Genomic DNA, 18,718 nt, shown 5'->3' with positions numbered 1-18,718 from the left:
GGCTGGGACAAAAGTCCTAGCCTCTCAATTGTCTTTAGATTGTCGAGCAAGACGCAGTGGTTGAGTGGGCTCTACTACGCTGATTTCATCAGCTTTTACAGCCCTACTCAACTGTGCGGAGGTGGGACGACGAAATCGAATTCTAACGAATGACCGATTTCTGTCCCACTCTCATTTAAATAGGATTCCTTGGCCTAGCCATTTGTCTCATTGCTCTGATACATGGTATAATGAAATTAATTGAATCGCGAGGTAGTTTTATGAATAAGATAAATGTACGTTTTTTGTTGATGGGATTATTTTTCTTTCTCTACGGTATGTTACGCCGTAGTCCCGTCATTCTAGTGGCAGGTAGTGCCTTTTTACTCTATGCCTTTTTTAGTAAATCAATGGTGCAACCTAAGGAAAATATCTTTAAGCCAAAGTTGCGCTTGAATGCAAAGACTTCTAAGTCTGATGAAAAAACAAAGAAAAGTGACGGGAAATAAGATGGAGAGCTACAAACTAAATGACGGACGCCAAATTCCTGTACTAGGTTTTGGTACTTGGAAGGCGAAAGATGGCGAGGAAGCTTATCAAGCAGTAAAAACAGCCTTAGAAGCGGGCTATCGCCATATTGATACGGCAGCCATCTATCAAAATGAAGAAAGCGTCGGAAAGGCTATCCGGGATAGTGGTATTCCAAGAGAAGAGCTTTTTGTAACGACCAAGTTGTGGAATAATCGTCACACCTATGAGGATGCTGACAATGGCCTAGAGGAATCTTTGCACAAATTGGGTCTAGAATATATCGATTTGTATTTAATCCACTGGCCAAATCCTGTGACTCACCGAGAAAATGAGGCCTGGAAAGAACGGAATCGTGAGGTTTGGAGAGCCATGGAAGATATGCAGGCAGTGGGTAAAATTCGCTCTATTGGCGTGAGTAACTTTTTGCCTCATCACCTGGATGCTTTGTTGGAGAGTGCCAAAGTTCTTCCAGCAGTCAATCAGATCCGCTTGGCTCCTGGAGTCTATCAAGAGGAAGTAGTCCGTTATTGCCGTGATAAAGGAATTTTATTGGAGGCTTGGGGTCCATTTGGTCAAGGAGAGCTTTTTCAAAATGAGACAGTTCTTGCATTGGCTAAAAAATATAGTGTAACTCCAGCCCAGCTTCTTTTAGCTTGGAGTTTAGCAGAAGAATTTTTACCTTTGCCTAAATCAGTGACTCCTGAACGCATTGCAAGTAATCTTCAATGCACTACAATCGAATTGGCTCCAGAAGACTGTGAGCTCCTTCGGAAGATCCCAGTAGAAGCGGGAGCGCCAGATCCAGATACCAAAGACTTTTAAGACAGTAAGTTAGTTGATTTATAAAAGACAGTGAGAGTTTGCTCTCGCTGTTTTTTTGTGCAATGAGATAAAAAAACGGATGATTGGTTTTAATTTTCTAATTATTTGAATTATAAAATCACTAAAAACAAACAAAAAACACCTAATTAAAGATATCATGCGGAAATATTACAATTTGATAACAAAGTTAATGTTGAGTGAATTTTCTGAAAAATTAGGAGTATAATAAGAATAATTTAGTATATAGGGGGAATCTTATGAGTAAACAGCGTTTCTCATTGAGAAAATATAAATTTGGTGTTGCATCGGTGCTGTTAGGGTCGGTCCTTGTCTTTGGAGCAGGAAATGTAAGTGCGGATGAAACAAAACAACCAGAGACTGCAGTAATTGCATCTGCAGAAGCAAATCCAGCGTTGCCAAGCGAGTCTGCTTCTCCTGTAAGTGATCAAGCAAATGAGCAGACTAGAGACTCAGTAGTTGAAAATGGTAAAGTTGTTGACGAGCCAGCCTCTTCAGAAAAAGGGGCAACAAGTCCATCTGTCGAATCAGGTAGCCAAGTAGTTGCCCAGGAAGCAAAAACAGAGGATAAAGCTACTGAAAAGCAAGTAGAAGCTGTAACTAAAATTGAGGCTAAACCTGCAGAAAAAGCAAGTGAGGGACAGGAAAAAACAGAAGTTAAACCCTCTTCAACAGAGGAGAAGGCTGAGGCTAACCCTGCAACAGAAGCAAGAGCTGAAAAGAAAGCTGAAGACAAACCATTCAGTATCAGCAGCAATACGATTATTAATGTGCCTCAAACTTGGGAAAAAGGCTACAAGGGTGAAGGGACTGTTGTTGCAGTCATTGACTCTGGTTTAGATGTCTACCATGAAGTATTGCGGATTTCAGACCCGACAAAAGGGAAGTTCAAAAATCAAACAGAATTAGAAGCTGCAAAAAAAGCAGCGGGAATTGACTACGGAAAATGGTACAACGATAAGGTCGTCTTTGCTTATGATTATATGGATGGAGATGACAATATCAAAGAAAAAGACCATGATTCACATGGTATGCACGTAACAGGGATTGCAACTGGGAACCCTGACAAAAAAGCTGGGGATGGCAACTATGTATACGGAGTTGCTCCAGAAGCCCAAGTGATGTTTATGCGTGTTTTCTCTGATCGTAGTGGATCAACCAGTGATGTTGTCTATGTGAAAGCGATTGATGACGCAGTTGCATTGGGAGCGGACGTCATCAACATGAGTTTGGGATCTGTGACAGGTTCTACTGTGAATGCTAGTCCCGCTGTCCGGGAAGCTATCCAACGAGCACGCGCAAAAGGGGTTAGCGTCATTATCGCGGCAGGAAATAGCAATACCTATGGATACGGTTATGACAATCCAAGTGCTGAAAACCCTGATTACGGTGTCGTGGGGAGTCCTTCAACCGTAGAAGAGTCTATTTCAGTTGCATCCGTAAATGATTCGGTTGTAACAGAAGAAGTCTTTACAGTTCGAGGCTTGGAAGACAATGCCGACTTGGATAAAGGAAAATTCACCTATACAGCAGCTGAAACAGATGCCAATTTCGAAAATGGGAAAGAATATGATTATGTAGATGCTGGTTTGGGGCGTGAGAGTGATTTAGACAGTCTCGATTTGACTGGTAAAGTTGCCCTTATCAAACGTGGCGAAATCACCTTCTCAGATAAGGTCGCTAATGTCTATAAAAAAGGAGCAATTGGAGCCCTTATTTACAACAGTGTCGAAGGCGCGAATGTCAAAATGGGCCTCGAAGGGGATGCGAGAAAGATCCCTGCTGTTTTCATTTCTAAGCGCTATGGAGAAGCGATTAAAGGTAAAGACTACAAGCTTGTCTTTGATGGTAGCTTAGACAATCGTCCAAACCCTGATGCAGATAAGATGTCAGATTTCTCCAGTTGGGGAGTCTCAACAGATGGCCAATTAAAACCGGATGTCACAGCACCTGGTGGGTCGATCTTTTCATCTCTAAATGACAATAGCTATGGTAGTATGAGCGGAACCAGTATGGCCTCCCCTCATGTAGCTGGGGTATCGGCTTTGGTGAAGGAATACCTCCAAGCTCATCATCCAGAACTTTCGCCAGAGGAGCTATCTGCAACAGTCAAAGCCTTAATCATGTCAACCGCAAAACCGCACCTCAACAAAGAAACGGGTGCTTACACTTCGGTACGTCAACAAGGGGCGGGGATTGTGGATACTGCTGCAGCGGTTTCAACAGACCTATATGTAACGAATGAAGATGCTTACCCAAGCGTAACTCTTGGCAATGTCGAGGATCGGTTTAGTTTTGATGTGACCGTTCATAATATTTCTGATACTGACAGAGAGTTGAAGATGATTGTGAATACCACTACCGACGATGTAAAAGATGATCGCTTTACCTTGAAGCCTCGGAAATTAACAGAGACGGTATGGCCAAATGTAACTGTAAAAGCCCATAGTAGTCAGACAGTGACAGTGACTGTCGATGCGTCTAAGTTTGCAGAGGAATTGACTAAATTGATGCCGAACGGTTACTTCCTAGAAGGATTTGTTCGCTTTGTGGATCCAGCAGATGACGGCGATGTGGTTAGCATTCCATTTATGGGCTTCCGTGGTTCTTTCCAAAATATCCCTGCGGTTGAAAAACCAATCTACAATTTGGTAAGAGAAGGGAAATCAGGATTCTACTATGATGTTCCAGAAACCAAACATGTGCCATCAAAGGCGAATGTAACATCCTTAGTCTCTAACGCTAACGACGTGCTCTATTCGACTGCTAAGAAGGAAACAGCAGAACGAAGCCCAATCGTTCTTGGGACAGTAGAAACTCCAGAAGGTTTGAATGTCCTCCATTTAGATGCGGATGGCAATGTACGTCTGGCTATTTCTCCAGATGGAGATGGAAACAAAGATTACGTGCAGTACCGGGCTGTAGTCTTGCGAAACCTAAAAAATATGAAAGCAGCTGTCTACAAGGCAGATGATCAAGCATTTGCTCAGCCAGTTTGGACAAGTACAGGAGCTTTCTCTGCTCGTAAGAATTATTTTGACGGACGTGGGAAACGATCTTATCTAGTCGACAACACGGCTTGGGAAGGAACTAATGCCAAGGGTGAAAAGGTGGCGGATGGTCACTATATCTATGAGGTTCGTTATACGCCAGCAGTTCCAGGAGCAGAGGAGCAAGTTGTTCGCTTTAACCTCCAAATTGATACCCAAAAACCAGTCTTGACTTCAGGTTACACGACCAAGAAGGATGGGGTAGAAACCTTCTATGCTCGTAAAACAAAAGATGTTGGCAATGGTGGAATCTTACGAGAGCAAGTCTTCTATGTCAAGACCTTTGATGAAGAGGGGACCCTAGTTAAGGAGGGGAAAGACGCCCTAGGGAAGACTAGCCGTTTTGAAAACCGTGTCTATTTAACGGCAAATGAAGATGGAGGCTATACTCTTCCAGAAGGAATCAGTAAAGACTTACTTTACTATGTGGTTGAAGATTACGCTGGAAACCGCGACTTTGCCTCTCTTGCTGATTTTGCTGCTACTGAGGATAGTGGCCGAATTAAGGTATCAGTCCTAGATGCCGATACACATCAAGAATTAGATACTGATTTTGTCTACCGTATCAAAGATGAACAAGGGCAGTATGTCAACTTAGATAAAGGGAAAGAAATCAATTTCCTTAAGTTTGGTAGCTATGTTGCAGAACTCTTTGCCTATGACAAATCAGATCTGAAACTCGTCAGCGAACGAACTCAGAAATTTGAAATCACTGCAGAGGATAGCTTTAAGACCATCGAATTCTTGGCCAAAGAGATTGTCACTGCTCCTTTGAGCCTGGTCTTTGATCAAGCAGTACCTAGAACAACACCAGTTGTCTTGAAGAATCAAGCTGGTGAAACCTTTGTTCTTCCAGTTCAACGCTATGGCAAGAATGCTTTTGGGAAAGATGTCCCAGTTGGAACTTATACGATTTCAGTCAGTCTACCAACAGGCTATGAGTTGTTTGAGGATGCACCGACTGTGACCGTTCTGGCGGATCAAAACAACCTCGCAAAACTTTCTGTTGTCATTAAGACCCAATTGTTGCAATTGCTGGCTCAACAAGCTAACTTGACCAGCACTCCTCAGTACTTTAATGCAACAAGTGAAAAACGTTTAGCTTATGATGCAGCATACCAAGAAGCTCAGAAAGCTCTTGCGACTAAGTTATCACAAGCAGAAGTTGACCAAATCTTTTCAAATCTTGGATTGGTAACCAGTCAATTAGATGGGAAAGAGTCTGATTTCACAGCGCTAAAATCAGCTATTGCTGCCTATGATGCGACTTCAAAAACAGGCCGTTATGCGAACGCTAAGGATTCTGCTCGACGTGCCTTTGATCAAAGCTTTAAGGAGTTGGCTCTCTTGCTCGTCCGCGAAGGTGTGACACAAGAGCAAATCAACCAAGCGCTTGCGAACTACCAGGCGGCTGATCAACAATTAACTGGCAAAACAACCGATTTCTCAAGTCTTAAGAAATTGATTGCAGCAGAACTCCAGTTCCAAGCTAAGAACGCTAAGTTTATCTATGCAGCAGATAAGGTGAAGGTGAATTACCTTCAAGCCTTTATCCGCGCTCAAGCAGTACTGGCTAATCCTGGTGCTAGTCAACAGGAAGTCAAGGCGGCCTTAGCAGAGGTTAAAGCTGCTAAGAAAAAATTAAATGGGAAAAAACCAAAGGTTGCAAAACGCCCATAACCTTACCCTTTCTTTGAAAGGAATTTCTACAAGTCTGAAACAACAGTTTCGGACTTGTTTTTTGTTTACACTCGAATAGAAATCTGCTATAATACTAGTCAAGAAAGAAAGGCTTATGGCGTTTTTTTAGCGAGCTTGGGACAGTGAAAGCCAAGTGGAACAAGATAGGCAAGTGGCGCTTTCTCTCAGTAGATAGCTGAGTACAGTAGAATAAAATGAAGTAATAAATTAGGGTGGAACCGCGTTTCTGACGCCCCTAGGTCACTTGACTTAGGGGGAAAGACACGGTTCTTTTTGTATTCTAGGTCGCAATAAATTATAGAAAATGGAGTAAATAATGTCTAAAAAACTAACCTTTCACTGCGTCAGTGGCAGAGACCTCCTTTCAGTCGGGCTGTCCCACGCTCAGCACTAGGGTGCCTGAGCTAGACGCAGTACTAACTCGTCTTGCCTCGTATGATCGACGAGGCAGACTCGTGTCGCAAGAAATTATAGAAAATGGAGTAAAACATGTCTAAAAAATTGACTTTTCAAGAGATTATTTTGACTTTGCAACAATACTGGAATGACCAGGGTTGTATGCTCATGCAGGCTTATGATAATGAAAAGGGTGCGGGTACGATGAGTCCTTACACCTTCCTTCGCGCCATTGGTCCGGAACCATGGAATGCGGCTTATGTAGAGCCATCTCGTCGTCCAGCAGACGGTCGTTACGGGGAAAATCCAAACCGTCTTTACCAACACCACCAATTCCAAGTGGTCATGAAACCATCACCATCAAACATTCAAGAACTTTACCTTGAGTCATTGGAAAAATTGGGTATCAATCCTTTAGAGCATGATATTCGCTTCGTAGAAGATAACTGGGAAAATCCATCAACTGGTTCAGCTGGTCTTGGTTGGGAAGTTTGGCTGGATGGTATGGAAATCACTCAGTTCACTTACTTCCAACAGGTCGGTGGCTTGGCAACAGGTCCTGTTACCGCTGAGGTCACTTATGGTTTGGAACGTTTGGCTTCTTACATCCAGGAAGTAGACTCAGTTTATGATATCGAGTGGGCTCCGGGTGTAAAATATGGAGAAATCTTCCTTCAACCAGAATATGAGCACTCAAAATACAGCTTTGAAGTTTCTGACCAAGATATGCTTCTTGAAAACTTCGAAAAATTTGAAAAAGAGGCCGGACGTGCTTTGGAATTGGGTCTCGTTCACCCAGCCTATGACTACGTTTTGAAATGTTCACATACCTTTAACTTACTTGATGCTCGTGGAGCGGTATCTGTTACAGAACGTGCCGGCTACATTGCCCGCATCCGTAACTTGGCCCGTGTCGTAGCTAAGACCTTCGTCGCAGAACGCAAGAAACTCGGTTACCCACTTCTCGACGAAGCCACACGCGCAAAACTCCTAGCAGAAGAGGAAGAATAAAGAGAGTGTATTAATAGAATTGGATTATAGAATAATCCTACAGAACCAGTTGCCGCAGTGATTGAGGTATCATTAGAGAAACTAATGATACCAGGCAAAATTGGAGACCTTAGGCTCCAATTTTAGCAATGAAACGACCTAGTCGGTTGCTTGCGTGCCAATCACATAAGGCAAACTGGAAAAAAGATATTTTCTGGAGAAAAAACATGACAAAAAACTTATTAGTAGAACTAGGACTTGAAGAGTTACCAGCCTACGTTGTCACACCAAGTGAAAAACAATTGGGTGAGAAAATGGCAGCCTTCTTGGATGATAACCGCCTTTCATATGAAAGCATTCAAACCTTCTCAACTCCACGTCGTTTGGCTGTTCGTGTACTTGGTTTGGCTGATCAACAAACCGATTTGACAGAAGATTTTAAAGGACCTTCTAAGAAAATTGCCTTGGATGCTGATGGAAACTTCTCAAAAGCAGCGCAAGGCTTTGTTCGTGGAAAAGGCTTGACTGTAGATGACATCGAATTCCGTGAAGTTAAGGGAGAAGAATACGTTTACGTGACGAAACATGAAGCTGGAAAACCTGCCAAAGAAGTCTTGGCCGGCGTTCCAGAAGTACTTGCTTCATTGACTTTCCCTGTCAGCATGCACTGGGCTAACAACACCTTTGAATACATTCGTCCAGTTCATACCTTGATTGTCCTTTTGGGTGATGAAGCGCTTGATCTCGACTTCTTGGATATCCATTCAGGTCGTGTGAGTCGCGGACACCGTTTCCTTGGACATGAAGTGGAAATTACCAATGCGGATTCGTACGAAGAAGACCTTCGTACCGTTTACGTCATTGCAGACAGCAAAGAACGTGAAAACATGATTCGTGAGCAAATCAAAGCTATTGAAGCAGAACAAGGTGTTCAAGTCCAAATCGAAGAAGGACTTTTGAATGAAGTCTTGAACTTGGTCGAATACCCAACTGCCTTTATGGGAAGTTTCGATACTAAGTATTTGGACGTTCCAGAAGAAGTCTTGGTGACCTCAATGGAAACGCACCAACGTTACTTTGTTGTACGTGACCTTGACGGTAAGCTTAAACCAAACTTCATCTCAGTCCGTAATGGGAATGCTGAGCACTTGGAAAATGTTATCCGAGGAAATGAAAAAGTCTTGGTGGCGCGTCTCGAAGATGGTGAATTCTTCTGGCGTGAAGACCAAAAACTCAAGATTGAAGACCTGGTTGCTAAATTGGCACACGTGACTTTCCATGAAAAAATCGGTTCTCTTTCAGAACACATGGCCCGTGCTGGTGTCATTGCGGCTTCCTTGGCTGAGCAAGCTGGCTTGACTGCTGAAGAAAAAGCAGCTGTAGCTCGTGCAGCAGAAATCTACAAATTTGACCTCTTGACTGGTATGGTTGGAGAGTTTGATGAATTGCAAGGAATCATGGGTGAAAAATACGCCCTCCTTGCTGGTGAAGATGCTGCAGTAGCGACAGCTATCCGTGAGCACTATCTTCCTGATTCAGCAGATGGAGCCCTTCCTGAAACCAAGGTTGGTGCCATCCTTGCTCTTGCGGATAAATTGGATACCCTTCTTTCCTTCTTCTCAGTCGGTTTGATTCCGTCTGGTTCCAATGACCCTTATGCGCTTCGCCGTGCAACACAAGGGATTGTTCGTATCTTGGATGCCTTTGGTTGGAACATCCCGATGGATGAGTTAATCGATAGTCTTTACGGACTTTCATTCGATAGTCTTTCGTATGCCAATCAAGCAGAAGTGCTCAACTTCATCAAGGCGCGTGTAGACAAGATGATGGGACGCACATCTAAAGACATCAAAGAAGCTGTACTTGCTGGTTCAAACTTCGTGGTAGCGGATATGCTTGAAGCGGCTGAAGCTCTTTCAGAAGCTGCTAAGACTGATGGTTATAAGGCAGCTGTTGAGTCACTCTCACGTGCTTTCAACTTGGCAGAAAAAGCAGATGCTTCAGTAGAGGTCGATGCTAGTCTCTTTGAAAATGATCAAGAAAAAGCTCTTGCTAAGGCGATTGAAGAATTAGAATTGACAGGTTCAGCTAGCGACAAATTGGCTCAACTCTTTGCTCTTAGCCCAGTCATCGATGCTTTCTTTGACAATACCATGGTTATGGCAGAAGATGAGGCTGTTAAAAAGAATCGTTTGGCCCTTCTTGCTAGTCTAGTAGCAAAAGCCAATAAAGTCGCAGCCTTTAACCAATTAAATACAAAATAATGACCTGATGACAGGTAGAAAGTAGGTTTTATTATGACACCTGAAAAAATTGCTCGAATCAATGAGCTTGCCAAAAAGAAAAAAGCAGAAGGCTTGACACCAGAAGAAGAGGTAGAACAAGCTAAACTTCGTGAAGAGTATATTGAAGGTTACAGACGCTCCGTCCGTCATCACATTGAAGGTATCAAAGTTGTTGACGAAGAAGGAAATGATGTGACACCAGAAAAACTACGTCAAGTCCAACGGGAAAAAGGCTTGCATGGCCGTAGCCTTGATGATCCCAATTCATAAATAGACAATAGAAAACTCGATCAGATATTGAACTGATCGAGTTTTCTAATTCTATATGGGCTACTCTGACTCCTCATCTCTATTTTTGTAGTTTTTCCATTGATTTTTAAATATCCAAATGGAGACGGCAAGAACAAAGGTAGCTGTCCAAAAAATCCAAGGGACAGGAGTTCGTAGGAAAAAGTAAACTGCAATAAGATCGGCCACTAGCAGGCCAAGGAGAAGGTATTTCTTATCTTTCATAGGGTTATTGTATCACAATTTGTTTCTCTAGGTCTATTGGTTGATAGAATGAGGTTTTTAAAGAATAGGAACTTTTTATCCCGAAACAGTGTGTGGATAGAGGAAAGAATCTCAAGTGCATCCTGGTCAGATTTGTGGTAAAATAGATAGGATATGAGTAAAGAATTTCATCATGTAACGGTCTTGCTCCATGAAACGATTGATATGCTGGATATAAAGCCAGATGGAATCTATGTGGATGCCACATTAGGTGGAGCCGGCCATAGCGAATATTTATTAAGTCAATTAAGTGAAAAAGGACATTTATATGCCTTTGACCAGGATCAGCATGCGATTGATAATGCGGAGAAACGATTGGCTCCTTACGTTGAAAAAGGCATGGTAACCTTCATCAAAGACAATTTCCGGAATCTTCAAGCGCGTCTCCAAGAATTGGGAGTCAGTGAAATTGATGGCATTTGTTATGACTTGGGAGTCTCTAGTCCTCAGTTAGATGAGCGGTCTCGTGGTTTTTCTTATAAAAAAGACGCTCCCTTGGACATGCGGATGAATCAAGACGCTTCTTTGACAGCTTATGAAGTAGTCAATACCTATGATTACCATGATTTGGTTCGCATCTTTTTCAAGTATGGGGAAGATAAATTCTCCAAACAAATTGCTAGAAAGATCGAACAAGCGCGTGCGATAAAACCGATTGAAACGACGACAGAATTAGCAGAGATTATTAAGTCGGCAAAACCAGCCAAGGAACTCAAGAAAAAGGGGCATCCAGCCAAACAAATTTTTCAGGCTATTCGGATCGAAGTCAATGATGAATTGGGAGCGGCTGATGAATCAATCCAGCAGGCTATGGATTTGTTGGCAGTTGGTGGTCGTATTTCAGTCATTACCTTTCATTCCTTGGAAGATCGTTTGACCAAGCAATTGTTTAAAGAAGCTTCTACAGTAGATGTACCGAAGGGCTTGCCCTTCATCCCAGAGGACTTAAAACCAAAAATGGAATTAGTTTCTCGAAAACCGATTCTTCCAAGCCAAGAAGAGTTAGAAAATAACAACCGAGCTCATTCTGCAAAATTGCGGGTTGCTCAAAAAATTCATAAGTAAGAGGAAATGAACATGGCAGATCAACCATTACGATCTCGTGGCAGTCAATTGCAAGATCGTATTCGTCGCTTTACCAGAGTAGAGAAAGCCTTTTATGGCTCGATTGTCCTAACAGGGATTATCCTTGCTGTCAGTATTATTTTTATGCAGACGCGGATTCTACAAGTGCAAAGTGATTTGACAAACCTCAATACGGAACTAAAAACAAAAGAGACTGAACTAGAAGATATCCGGCAAGAAGTCAATGAGTTGACTCGATATGAACGCTTGTCTAAGTTAGCTAGTTCTCAGGGGATGACCCTCCAAAAAGAAAATCGAAAAGTGGTGAGTTCAAGTAGCGATGAGTAAATTAAAAAAGAAAATCATTCGTTATTCCCTTAAAAAAAGGAAACTTCCAGACCAAAATCGTCGGCAAGTAGCTAAGAATTTAAGTTTGCTTTCCATTCTTGTTTTCTTCATTTTTCTTATTAATTTTGCAGTCATTATAGGCACAGATAGCAAATTTGGAAAAAATTTATCTGAGTTATCGCATCAGGTCCATCAGAAAACTGAGATTGTTCCAGCCAAACGAGGAACAATTTATGATCGAAATGGAGCTGTCATTGCTGAAGATGCGACGACTTATAATGTTTATGCTATCATCGACAAAACTTATAAATCAGCAAAAGGTGAAGTTTTATACGTTGAAGAAAGCCAATACAACCAAGTAGCGGACGTTTTTAATCGTTATTTGGGGATGGAAAAAGATTATGTCGTCCAACAACTGTCTCAAAAGAAGCTCAACCAAGTTTCTTTTGGTGCGGCGGGGAACGATATCAGCTATAGCAATATGGATGCTATCCGGAGTGAACTAGAAGCTGCCAACATTAAAGGTGTTGATTTTACGACGAGTCCAAATCGGAGTTATAAAAATGGGACCTTTGCCTCTCAATTTATCGGTCAAGCTCAATTGGTAGAAGATAAAGAAGGCAATAAAACCCTACAGGGAATAACGGGAATAGAAAAATCCTTGGATCGTATCTTGGGTGGTCAGGATGGAGTTGTGACCTATGAAAAGGATCGTAACGGAAATATTGTGCCGGGATCAGACAAGGTTGCCGTGAAGACAGAAGATGGAAAGGATGTTTATACAACCCTTTCTGCAGAACTGCAAACCTATCTCGAAACCAGAATGGATGTATTCCAAGAAAAGGTAAAAGGCAAATTTGTCAGTGCGACCCTAGTGAGTGCCAAAACAGGCGAAATCCTTGCAACGACGCAACGGCCAACCTTTAATGCAGATACCAAAGAAGGTCTGGATATCAAGAATTTGAGAACTTGGAATACGATTCTTTACCAGGACCAGTACGAACCAGGTTCGACTATGAAGGTCATGACCTTGGCTGCAGCGATTGATCATGGGACTTTCCCAGCCTATAATGAGGTATATTACAATAACGAGCTACAAGTAAAAGACGCGATCATCAAAGACTGGGAAATCAATATGGGCTTGTCAGAAGGTCGCTATATGAATATTGCCCAAGGTTTCGCCTATTCAAGTAACATTGGGATGACCAAGCTTGAACAGAAGATGGGCAATAATGTCTGGATGAATTACCTCAAACTCTTTAAGTTCGGACTTCCTACACGTTTTGGAATGGGAGACGAAGGTTTTGGAGGCCTACCAGGAGATAACTATGTCACTCAAGCCATGTCTTCTTTCGGTCAAGGGATTTCGGTGACCCAAACGCAGATGTTGCGTGCATTTTCTGCCATTGCAAATGATGGGGAAATGTTGGAGCCTAAATTTATCAGTGCGATTTACGACGGCAAGCATGAAACTGCTCGTAAATCACAAAGAGAGATTGTCGGCAATCCAGTACCCGCTTCGGTTGCCCAACAGACCCGTAATTACATGATTACGGTAGGGACTGATCCTCAATTTGGTACCCTCTATTCATCGGATGGTCCCATTATCCAAGTAGCTGGACAAAATGTCGCTGTCAAATCAGGGACGGCCCAAATTGCAACGGCTAATGGATATTTGGAAGGCGAAAATGACAATATCAACTCGATTGTTGTCATGACACCGGCTGAAGATCCAGATTTCATTATGTATGTGACGGTTCAACAGCCTGAAGTCAGCTTTAGTCCGACCAGTTGGCAAGAACTAGTCAATCCAGTCTTGGAAGATGCGGTTGCTTTGAAGGATGAGTTGAATCTAGTAACGGAAACCAAGGCCTTGGATGGGGTCACGAAAGAGGACACCTATAAGATGCCGTCGGCAGAATCCTTGTCGAAAGAATTGAACTTGAAGCAGACCATCAGCCCAGGTGGCTTCGCAGATGAACTGCGTCGCAATCTGATCCAGCCTGTTGTCCTAGGAACTGGAAAGAATATTAAAAAGATGTCTGTATCAGCAGGAACGAAATTAAAATCAAATGAGCAAGTGTTATTATTAACAGATGACTTGGATTCAGTTCCGGATATGTATGGATGGACCAAGGAAAATGTTGATAAATTTGCGGAATGGACGGGCATTGAGATCACCTATAAAGGGGAAGGTTCTCGTGTGAGCAAACAAAACGTCAAAGTAGAAACTGCTTTAAAGAAGACGAAGAAAATAACAATTACATTAGGAGATTGATATGTTACTTGCTACCCTAGTAGTATCATTTATTCTAACGGTTATTGGCATTCCTGCCTTTATCCGTTTCTATCAACGGGCCCATATTTCGGGCCAACAAATGCACGAAGATGTGAAGCAACACAAAGCCAAAGCAGGCACTCCAACTATGGGGGGAGTGGTCTTCTTGATCACTTCAGTTTTTGTCACCCTTGTCTTTAGCTTCCTAACTGGGAACTTTACGCGTCCTGTTCAATTGATCCTCTTTATTTTGGTCTTGTATGGAATCGTCGGTTTCTTGGATGACTTCTTAAAGGTCTTTCGTAAGATCAATGAAGGGTTAAATCCCAAGCAAAAATTAGCCCTGCAATTGTTGGGAGGGATCATTTTCTATCTCTTCTCTGAACGTCATGGAGCTGGTAGTCTTCTCAATGTCTTTGGTTGGGATGTCTATTTGGGACATTTCTATATTATCTTTGCCTTGTTCTGGTTGGTTGGTTTTTCAAACGCAGTCAATTTAACGGATGGGATTGATGGCTTGGCAAGCATTTCGGTAACCATCAGCTTGATCGCTTATTCCATCATCGCTGTTTGGCAAAGACGAATCGATATCCTTTTTGTGACCATCAGTATGATTGGAGCTCTATTAGGTTTCTTCGTCTACAACCACAAGCCGGCCAAGATTTTCATGGGAGATGTTGGAAGCCTAGCACTAGGTGGGATGCTTGCGACTCTATCCATGGCTCTCCACGTAGAGTGGACCTTGCTCTTGATTGGGATTGTCTACGTCTTTGAGACTAGCTCTGTCATGCTCCAAGTGTCCTATTTCAAATGGACCAAGAAAAGGACAGGGGAAGGACGCCGAATCTTCCGCATGACGCCTTTCCATCACCATTTAGAATTAGGTGGTCTGTCAGGTAATGGTCCTAAATGGTCTGAGTGGAAGGTCGATGCCTTTCTCTGGAGTGTCGGTGCAGGAATGAGCGCCTTGACCCTCTTGATCTACTATTTGACCAATTCATAAGTCGTGAATCATAAAAGGTTGGGATGCTATCTCAACCTTTTTCGCTTGCTAGGAATTGCTGTCCAAAAGAAGAGCGGGAAGAAGACTTTTCTGATATAATAGTAGAGATGATGAAAGGATAAGAGAATGAAATTTACAGATTTTAAGTTTAAGGACTATATCCAAGAGGCCTTAAAAGAGATTAATTTTATCGAAGCAACAGAAGTTCAAGAAAAACTCATTCCGATTGTATTAGCAGGGCGTGACTTAGTCGGCGAATCCAAAACAGGATCAGGGAAGACCCATACTTTCCTCTTGCCAATTTTTCAAACCTTAAATGAGGATAGTAGTAATGTCGAAGTGGTCATCACAGCACCTAGTCGGGAATTGGCCACACAGATTTACCAAGCGGCTCGTCAGATTGCTAGCCACTGTGAAAAGGAAATTCGGATTGCTAACTATGTTGGCGGAACTGATAAGGCTCGTCAAATCGATAAGCTCCAAGTAGCCCAACCCCATATTGTCATTGGGACACCTGGACGGATCTATGATTTGGTCGCTTCTGGAGACTTGGCTATTCATAAGGCTCACACTTTTGTGGTTGATGAGGCGGATATGACTCTCGATATGGGCTTTTTGACGACGGTAGACAAGATTGCATCCAGTCTTCCAAAGAAGCTTCAGTTTTTGGTCTTCTCTGCTACGATTCCGCAAAAGTTACAACCCTTCTTGAAGAAATATTTGTCTAACCCTGTCATGGAGCAGATCAAAACCAAAACGGTGATCTCGGACACCATTGATAACTGGTTGGTATCGACAAAAGGGCGCGACAAAAACGAGCAGATTTATCAACTGACGCAGGCTCTTCAACCTTATCTGGCTATGATCTTTGTAAATACCAAGGACAGAGCGGACGATTTGCATGCTTATTTGCTAGAAAAGGGCCTTAAAGTCGCTAAAATCCACGGAGGGGTTCCTCCACGGGAGCGTAAGCGAATCATGAACCAAGTCAAAAACCTGGATTTTGAATATATCGTTGCGACAGATTTGGCAGCGCGTGGGATTGATATTGAAGGGGTCAGTCATGTCATCAACGATGCCATTCCACAAGATTTGTCCTTCTTTGTCCACCGCGTTGGCCGGACTGGTCGGAATGGCCTTCCTGGTACAGCTATCACTCTTTATCAACCGAGTGATGACTCAGATATTCGAGAGCTTGAGAAATTGGGCATCCAGTTTGTCCCTAAGGTCTTGAAGGCTGGAGCTATCGAGGATACCTATGACCGGGATCGTCGGGCTAATCGCGAAAAGCGCCAAGAAAAACTCGATATTGAGATGATTGGCTTGGTCAAGAAGAAAAAGAAAAAAATCAAACCAGGCTACAAGAAAAAAATCAAATGGGCCGTGGACGAAAAACGCCGGAAAGCCAAGAGGGCTGAGAATCGTGCTCGTGGTCGGGCAGAAAGAAAGGCTAAACGCCAAACCTTTTAGTGATAAAGAAATTTAAAGATTTCCATAAAAATTAACTATTTGGTCGCTGATTTATTTTGTGATAGACTATCTATAGATAGTCTATTTTTTTGCTCCTAAGGGAGAGTGTTGCTTGCTAGTGCATGATACCTTGAGCATGATTTACGAACAATCAATAGCAAAACTCAGCATTTTAACTGTAAATATGATAGAATGATTCATTATTGAGGGAGGAAGTAACGAAGATGTTTACAACTACTTATTTGGCGTCTGGCTGGTACGAACAGTTTTTAAAATGGATACCAGAAGGAGAAATCTTTAACCTACGCGTCGTTTTTGAAGCTATTCCCGGAATTTTAAAAGAGCTTCCCAATACGATTTTGTTAACCTTGGCAGGAGCCTTTTTTGGTCTATTGCTAGCCCTATTGTTTGCCATTGTCAAAATCAATCGGGTAAAAATCCTTTACCCGATCCAAGCTTTGTTTGTGAGTTTTTTAAGAGGAACACCAATTTTGGTTCAGTTGATGCTGACCTATTATGGAATCCCGCTCCTATTGAAGGCCATTAACCAACAATATGGGACAGCCTTTAATATCAATGATGTACCAGCCCATTTATTTGTCATTGTGGCCTTTGCCTTCAATGAGGCAGCCTATGCCAGTGAGACCATTCGGGCAGCGATTTTATCTGTTGATGCGGGTGAAATCGAAGCAGCGAAGAGTCTCGGCATGACTAATGCCCAAGTTTATCGTCGGATTATTATTCCAAATGCAGCCGTGGTGGCGACTCCGACCTTGATCAACTCTTTGATTGGTTTGACCAAGGGGACTTCTCTGGCCTTTTATGCAGGTGTTTTGGAAATCTTTGCCCAAGCCAAGATTATGTCGGGGAATGACAGTCGTTACTTTGAACGCTTTATCTCTGTTTCATTGATTTACTGGGTTATCAATATTTTGATTGAACAATTGGGTCGCTGGATCGAACAGGTCCTCTCTATCAAAGATCCACAAGTCGTAACCCAAACCTTGCAAGAGGAGGAAAGAGCAGCATGATTCGGATTTCACAATTATCAAAATCCTTTTCAGGTCAAGTGGTCCTAGACCATCTTGATTTGGAAATTCAAAAAGGGGAAGTTGTTGCCTTGATTGGTTCTTCTGGGGCAGGGAAATCAACTTTCTTGAGAAGCTTGAACTATTTGGAAGCTCCAGATAGTGGCAGTATTGAGATTAATGGAGAGAAGGTAGACTTTGAAACGATCAGTAAGGATGAGATCCTAACCCTTCGAAGAAAGTTAGCCATGGTCTTTCAACAATTCAATCTCTTCAGTCGCAAGACAGCTCTGGATAATGTTAAGGAAGGATTGGTAGTCGTTAAAGGCTTATCTGACCAAGAAGCAACCAAGATTGCCAAAGAAGAACTCGCAAAAGTCGGTTTGTCGGACCGCGAAAGCCATTACCCTCGCCATTTATCAGGGGGGCAGAAACAACGGGTGGCCTTGGCGCGTGCCCTAGCAATGAAGCCTGAAGTCCTCTTGTTGGATGAACCAACCTCAGCCCTTGATCCAGAATTGGTCGGAGAGGTAGAAAAAGCCATCGCAGCCGCAGCTCAAGCAGGGCAAACCATGATTTTGGTTAGCCATGATATGAGCTTTGTTTCTCAGGTGGCAGATAAGGTTTTGTTCCTTGATAAGGGGAAAATTATTGAAACTGGGACACCAGAAGAAATCATGAATGCCCCTAAAGAAGAGCGGACAAAAGAATTCTTTGCTAGTTACAAACGAACATTTGTTTGATATAATATATAAGAGCTCGAGTCTGGAACGCGATGTTTCAGACTCGGATTTTTCTTTGAGTAGGTGCCTCAGGAGAAGATGATTAGTAGTCTACTTTTCCGCATAGATAGGTGTTTTAGGTTGACCAACTGTTAACGAAACGAAGTGGCATCTCGTCCCCTCATTCCGATTTTGGATACTAAGGAGATCTTATGTTAAACCAATTGCTATCTCTCTATATTGAGAGCTTAATCATCACTTCAGTTGGGGTGTTTGCTGCTTCAGCTGTTTGGATAGGCTTGCGAGCGGCTCGTAAGACGGATAAAACAGCTAAGGAACGCCAGTTACACCTCTATGATATTTTATTAATTGATATTATGACAATTCCAGTCCTTACCTTTGCAGTCATTGGAGTTCTGTTTATTCTTCGAGCAAGATAATTGCAAAATGGTTCAACTGGAGTTAGAATCAAGATAGTTA

General features: G+C 42.6%; 14 protein-coding genes. All 14 read left to right on the top strand.

The genetic code is table 11. From position 1 onward, the window contains the following. Window positions 1-260 precede the first annotated feature (260 nt). The 14 genes from DW930_RS07165 (at window position 261) to DW930_RS07095 (ending at window position 18,678) form a co-directional block, all read left to right on the top strand. A complete protein-coding gene (locus DW930_RS07165) occupies window positions 261-488 on the top strand; it encodes a hypothetical protein (RefSeq protein WP_042361369.1) in 228 nt (75 codons plus the stop codon). A 1-nt stretch (window position 489) separates the two neighbouring features. After that, on the top strand, window positions 490-1,332 hold the full coding sequence (locus DW930_RS07160) for an aldo/keto reductase (protein ID WP_123159657.1): 843 nt from the start codon (window positions 490-492) through the stop codon (window positions 1,330-1,332). A 257-nt stretch (window positions 1,333-1,589) separates the two neighbouring features. Then, a complete protein-coding gene (locus DW930_RS07155; RefSeq protein WP_123159656.1) occupies window positions 1,590-6,080 on the top strand; it encodes a S8 family serine peptidase in 4,491 nt (1,496 codons plus the stop codon). A 510-nt stretch (window positions 6,081-6,590) separates the two neighbouring features. Further along, window positions 6,591-7,508 (top strand): glycine--tRNA ligase subunit alpha, encoded by a 918-nt coding sequence (gene glyQ, locus DW930_RS07150; protein ID WP_000038760.1) that lies wholly within the window; start codon window positions 6,591-6,593, stop codon window positions 7,506-7,508. Window positions 7,509-7,714: 206 nt separating this feature from the next. Beyond that, complete coding sequence (gene glyS, locus DW930_RS07145; RefSeq protein WP_023022303.1) at window positions 7,715-9,751, top strand: glycine--tRNA ligase subunit beta; 2,037 nt, start codon at window positions 7,715-7,717, stop codon at window positions 9,749-9,751. Between the two features lie 33 nt (window positions 9,752-9,784). After that, window positions 9,785-10,042, top strand: a complete 258-nt coding sequence (locus tag DW930_RS07140; RefSeq protein WP_023022306.1) for a DUF896 family protein — start codon at window positions 9,785-9,787, stop codon at window positions 10,040-10,042. A 396-nt stretch (window positions 10,043-10,438) separates the two neighbouring features. Further along, the gene (gene rsmH / locus DW930_RS07130) at window positions 10,439-11,389 is read left to right on the top strand and encodes a 16S rRNA (cytosine(1402)-N(4))-methyltransferase RsmH (RefSeq protein WP_023022310.1); all 951 of its coding nucleotides are present in this window, start codon (window positions 10,439-10,441) and stop codon (window positions 11,387-11,389) included. A gap of 12 nt (window positions 11,390-11,401) precedes the next feature. Next, the gene (ftsL, locus tag DW930_RS07125; protein WP_006596866.1) at window positions 11,402-11,737 is read left to right on the top strand and encodes a cell division protein FtsL; all 336 of its coding nucleotides are present in this window, start codon (window positions 11,402-11,404) and stop codon (window positions 11,735-11,737) included. Continuing rightward, the gene (gene pbp2X, locus DW930_RS07120) at window positions 11,730-14,015 is read left to right on the top strand and encodes a penicillin-binding protein PBP2X (RefSeq protein ID WP_123159655.1); all 2,286 of its coding nucleotides are present in this window, start codon (window positions 11,730-11,732) and stop codon (window positions 14,013-14,015) included. The genes ftsL and pbp2X overlap by 8 nt, the downstream gene beginning before the upstream one ends. 1 nt (window position 14,016) lies before the next feature. Beyond that, entirely contained in the window at window positions 14,017-15,018 is a 1,002-nt protein-coding gene (gene mraY, locus DW930_RS07115) for a phospho-N-acetylmuramoyl-pentapeptide-transferase (protein ID WP_023022314.1), read from the top strand. Between the two features lie 126 nt (window positions 15,019-15,144). Further along, a complete protein-coding gene (locus DW930_RS07110) occupies window positions 15,145-16,488 on the top strand; it encodes a DEAD/DEAH box helicase (protein WP_123159654.1) in 1,344 nt (447 codons plus the stop codon). A 224-nt stretch (window positions 16,489-16,712) separates the two neighbouring features. After that, window positions 16,713-17,519: an amino acid ABC transporter permease gene (locus DW930_RS07105; RefSeq protein ID WP_123159653.1), complete on the top strand. Its 807-nt coding sequence runs from the start codon at window positions 16,713-16,715 to the stop codon at window positions 17,517-17,519. Next, complete coding sequence (locus DW930_RS07100) at window positions 17,516-18,259, top strand: amino acid ABC transporter ATP-binding protein (protein WP_123159652.1); 744 nt, start codon at window positions 17,516-17,518, stop codon at window positions 18,257-18,259. The genes DW930_RS07105 and DW930_RS07100 overlap by 4 nt, the downstream gene beginning before the upstream one ends. A gap of 191 nt (window positions 18,260-18,450) precedes the next feature. Further along, window positions 18,451-18,678, top strand: a complete 228-nt coding sequence (locus DW930_RS07095) for a DUF4059 family protein (protein WP_023022322.1) — start codon at window positions 18,451-18,453, stop codon at window positions 18,676-18,678. Window positions 18,679-18,718 lie beyond the last annotated feature (40 nt).

The sequence above is a fragment of the Streptococcus sp. AM43-2AT genome, assembly GCF_003603405.1.
In the GTDB taxonomy this organism is placed as follows: Bacteria; Bacillota; Bacilli; order Lactobacillales; family Streptococcaceae; genus Streptococcus; species Streptococcus ilei.
The sequence above is the reverse complement of the archived record's forward strand: the minus strand, read 5'-3'. Positions and strand labels throughout refer to the sequence as shown.

Coding starts and splice junctions, on each gene's coding strand:
- DW930_RS07165 (WP_042361369.1), top strand. CDS start 261: ATGAATAAGATAAATGTACGTTTTTTGTTGATGGGATTATTTTTCTTT.
- DW930_RS07160 (WP_123159657.1), top strand. CDS start 490: ATGGAGAGCTACAAACTAAATGACGGACGCCAAATTCCTGTACTAGGT.
- DW930_RS07155 (WP_123159656.1), top strand. CDS start 1,590: ATGAGTAAACAGCGTTTCTCATTGAGAAAATATAAATTTGGTGTTGCA.
- glyQ (WP_000038760.1), top strand. CDS start 6,591: ATGTCTAAAAAATTGACTTTTCAAGAGATTATTTTGACTTTGCAACAA.
- glyS (WP_023022303.1), top strand. CDS start 7,715: ATGACAAAAAACTTATTAGTAGAACTAGGACTTGAAGAGTTACCAGCC.
- DW930_RS07140 (WP_023022306.1), top strand. CDS start 9,785: ATGACACCTGAAAAAATTGCTCGAATCAATGAGCTTGCCAAAAAGAAA.
- rsmH (WP_023022310.1), top strand. CDS start 10,439: ATGAGTAAAGAATTTCATCATGTAACGGTCTTGCTCCATGAAACGATT.
- ftsL (WP_006596866.1), top strand. CDS start 11,402: ATGGCAGATCAACCATTACGATCTCGTGGCAGTCAATTGCAAGATCGT.
- pbp2X (WP_123159655.1), top strand. CDS start 11,730: ATGAGTAAATTAAAAAAGAAAATCATTCGTTATTCCCTTAAAAAAAGG.
- mraY (WP_023022314.1), top strand. CDS start 14,017: ATGTTACTTGCTACCCTAGTAGTATCATTTATTCTAACGGTTATTGGC.
- DW930_RS07110 (WP_123159654.1), top strand. CDS start 15,145: ATGAAATTTACAGATTTTAAGTTTAAGGACTATATCCAAGAGGCCTTA.
- DW930_RS07105 (WP_123159653.1), top strand. CDS start 16,713: ATGTTTACAACTACTTATTTGGCGTCTGGCTGGTACGAACAGTTTTTA.
- DW930_RS07100 (WP_123159652.1), top strand. CDS start 17,516: ATGATTCGGATTTCACAATTATCAAAATCCTTTTCAGGTCAAGTGGTC.
- DW930_RS07095 (WP_023022322.1), top strand. CDS start 18,451: ATGTTAAACCAATTGCTATCTCTCTATATTGAGAGCTTAATCATCACT.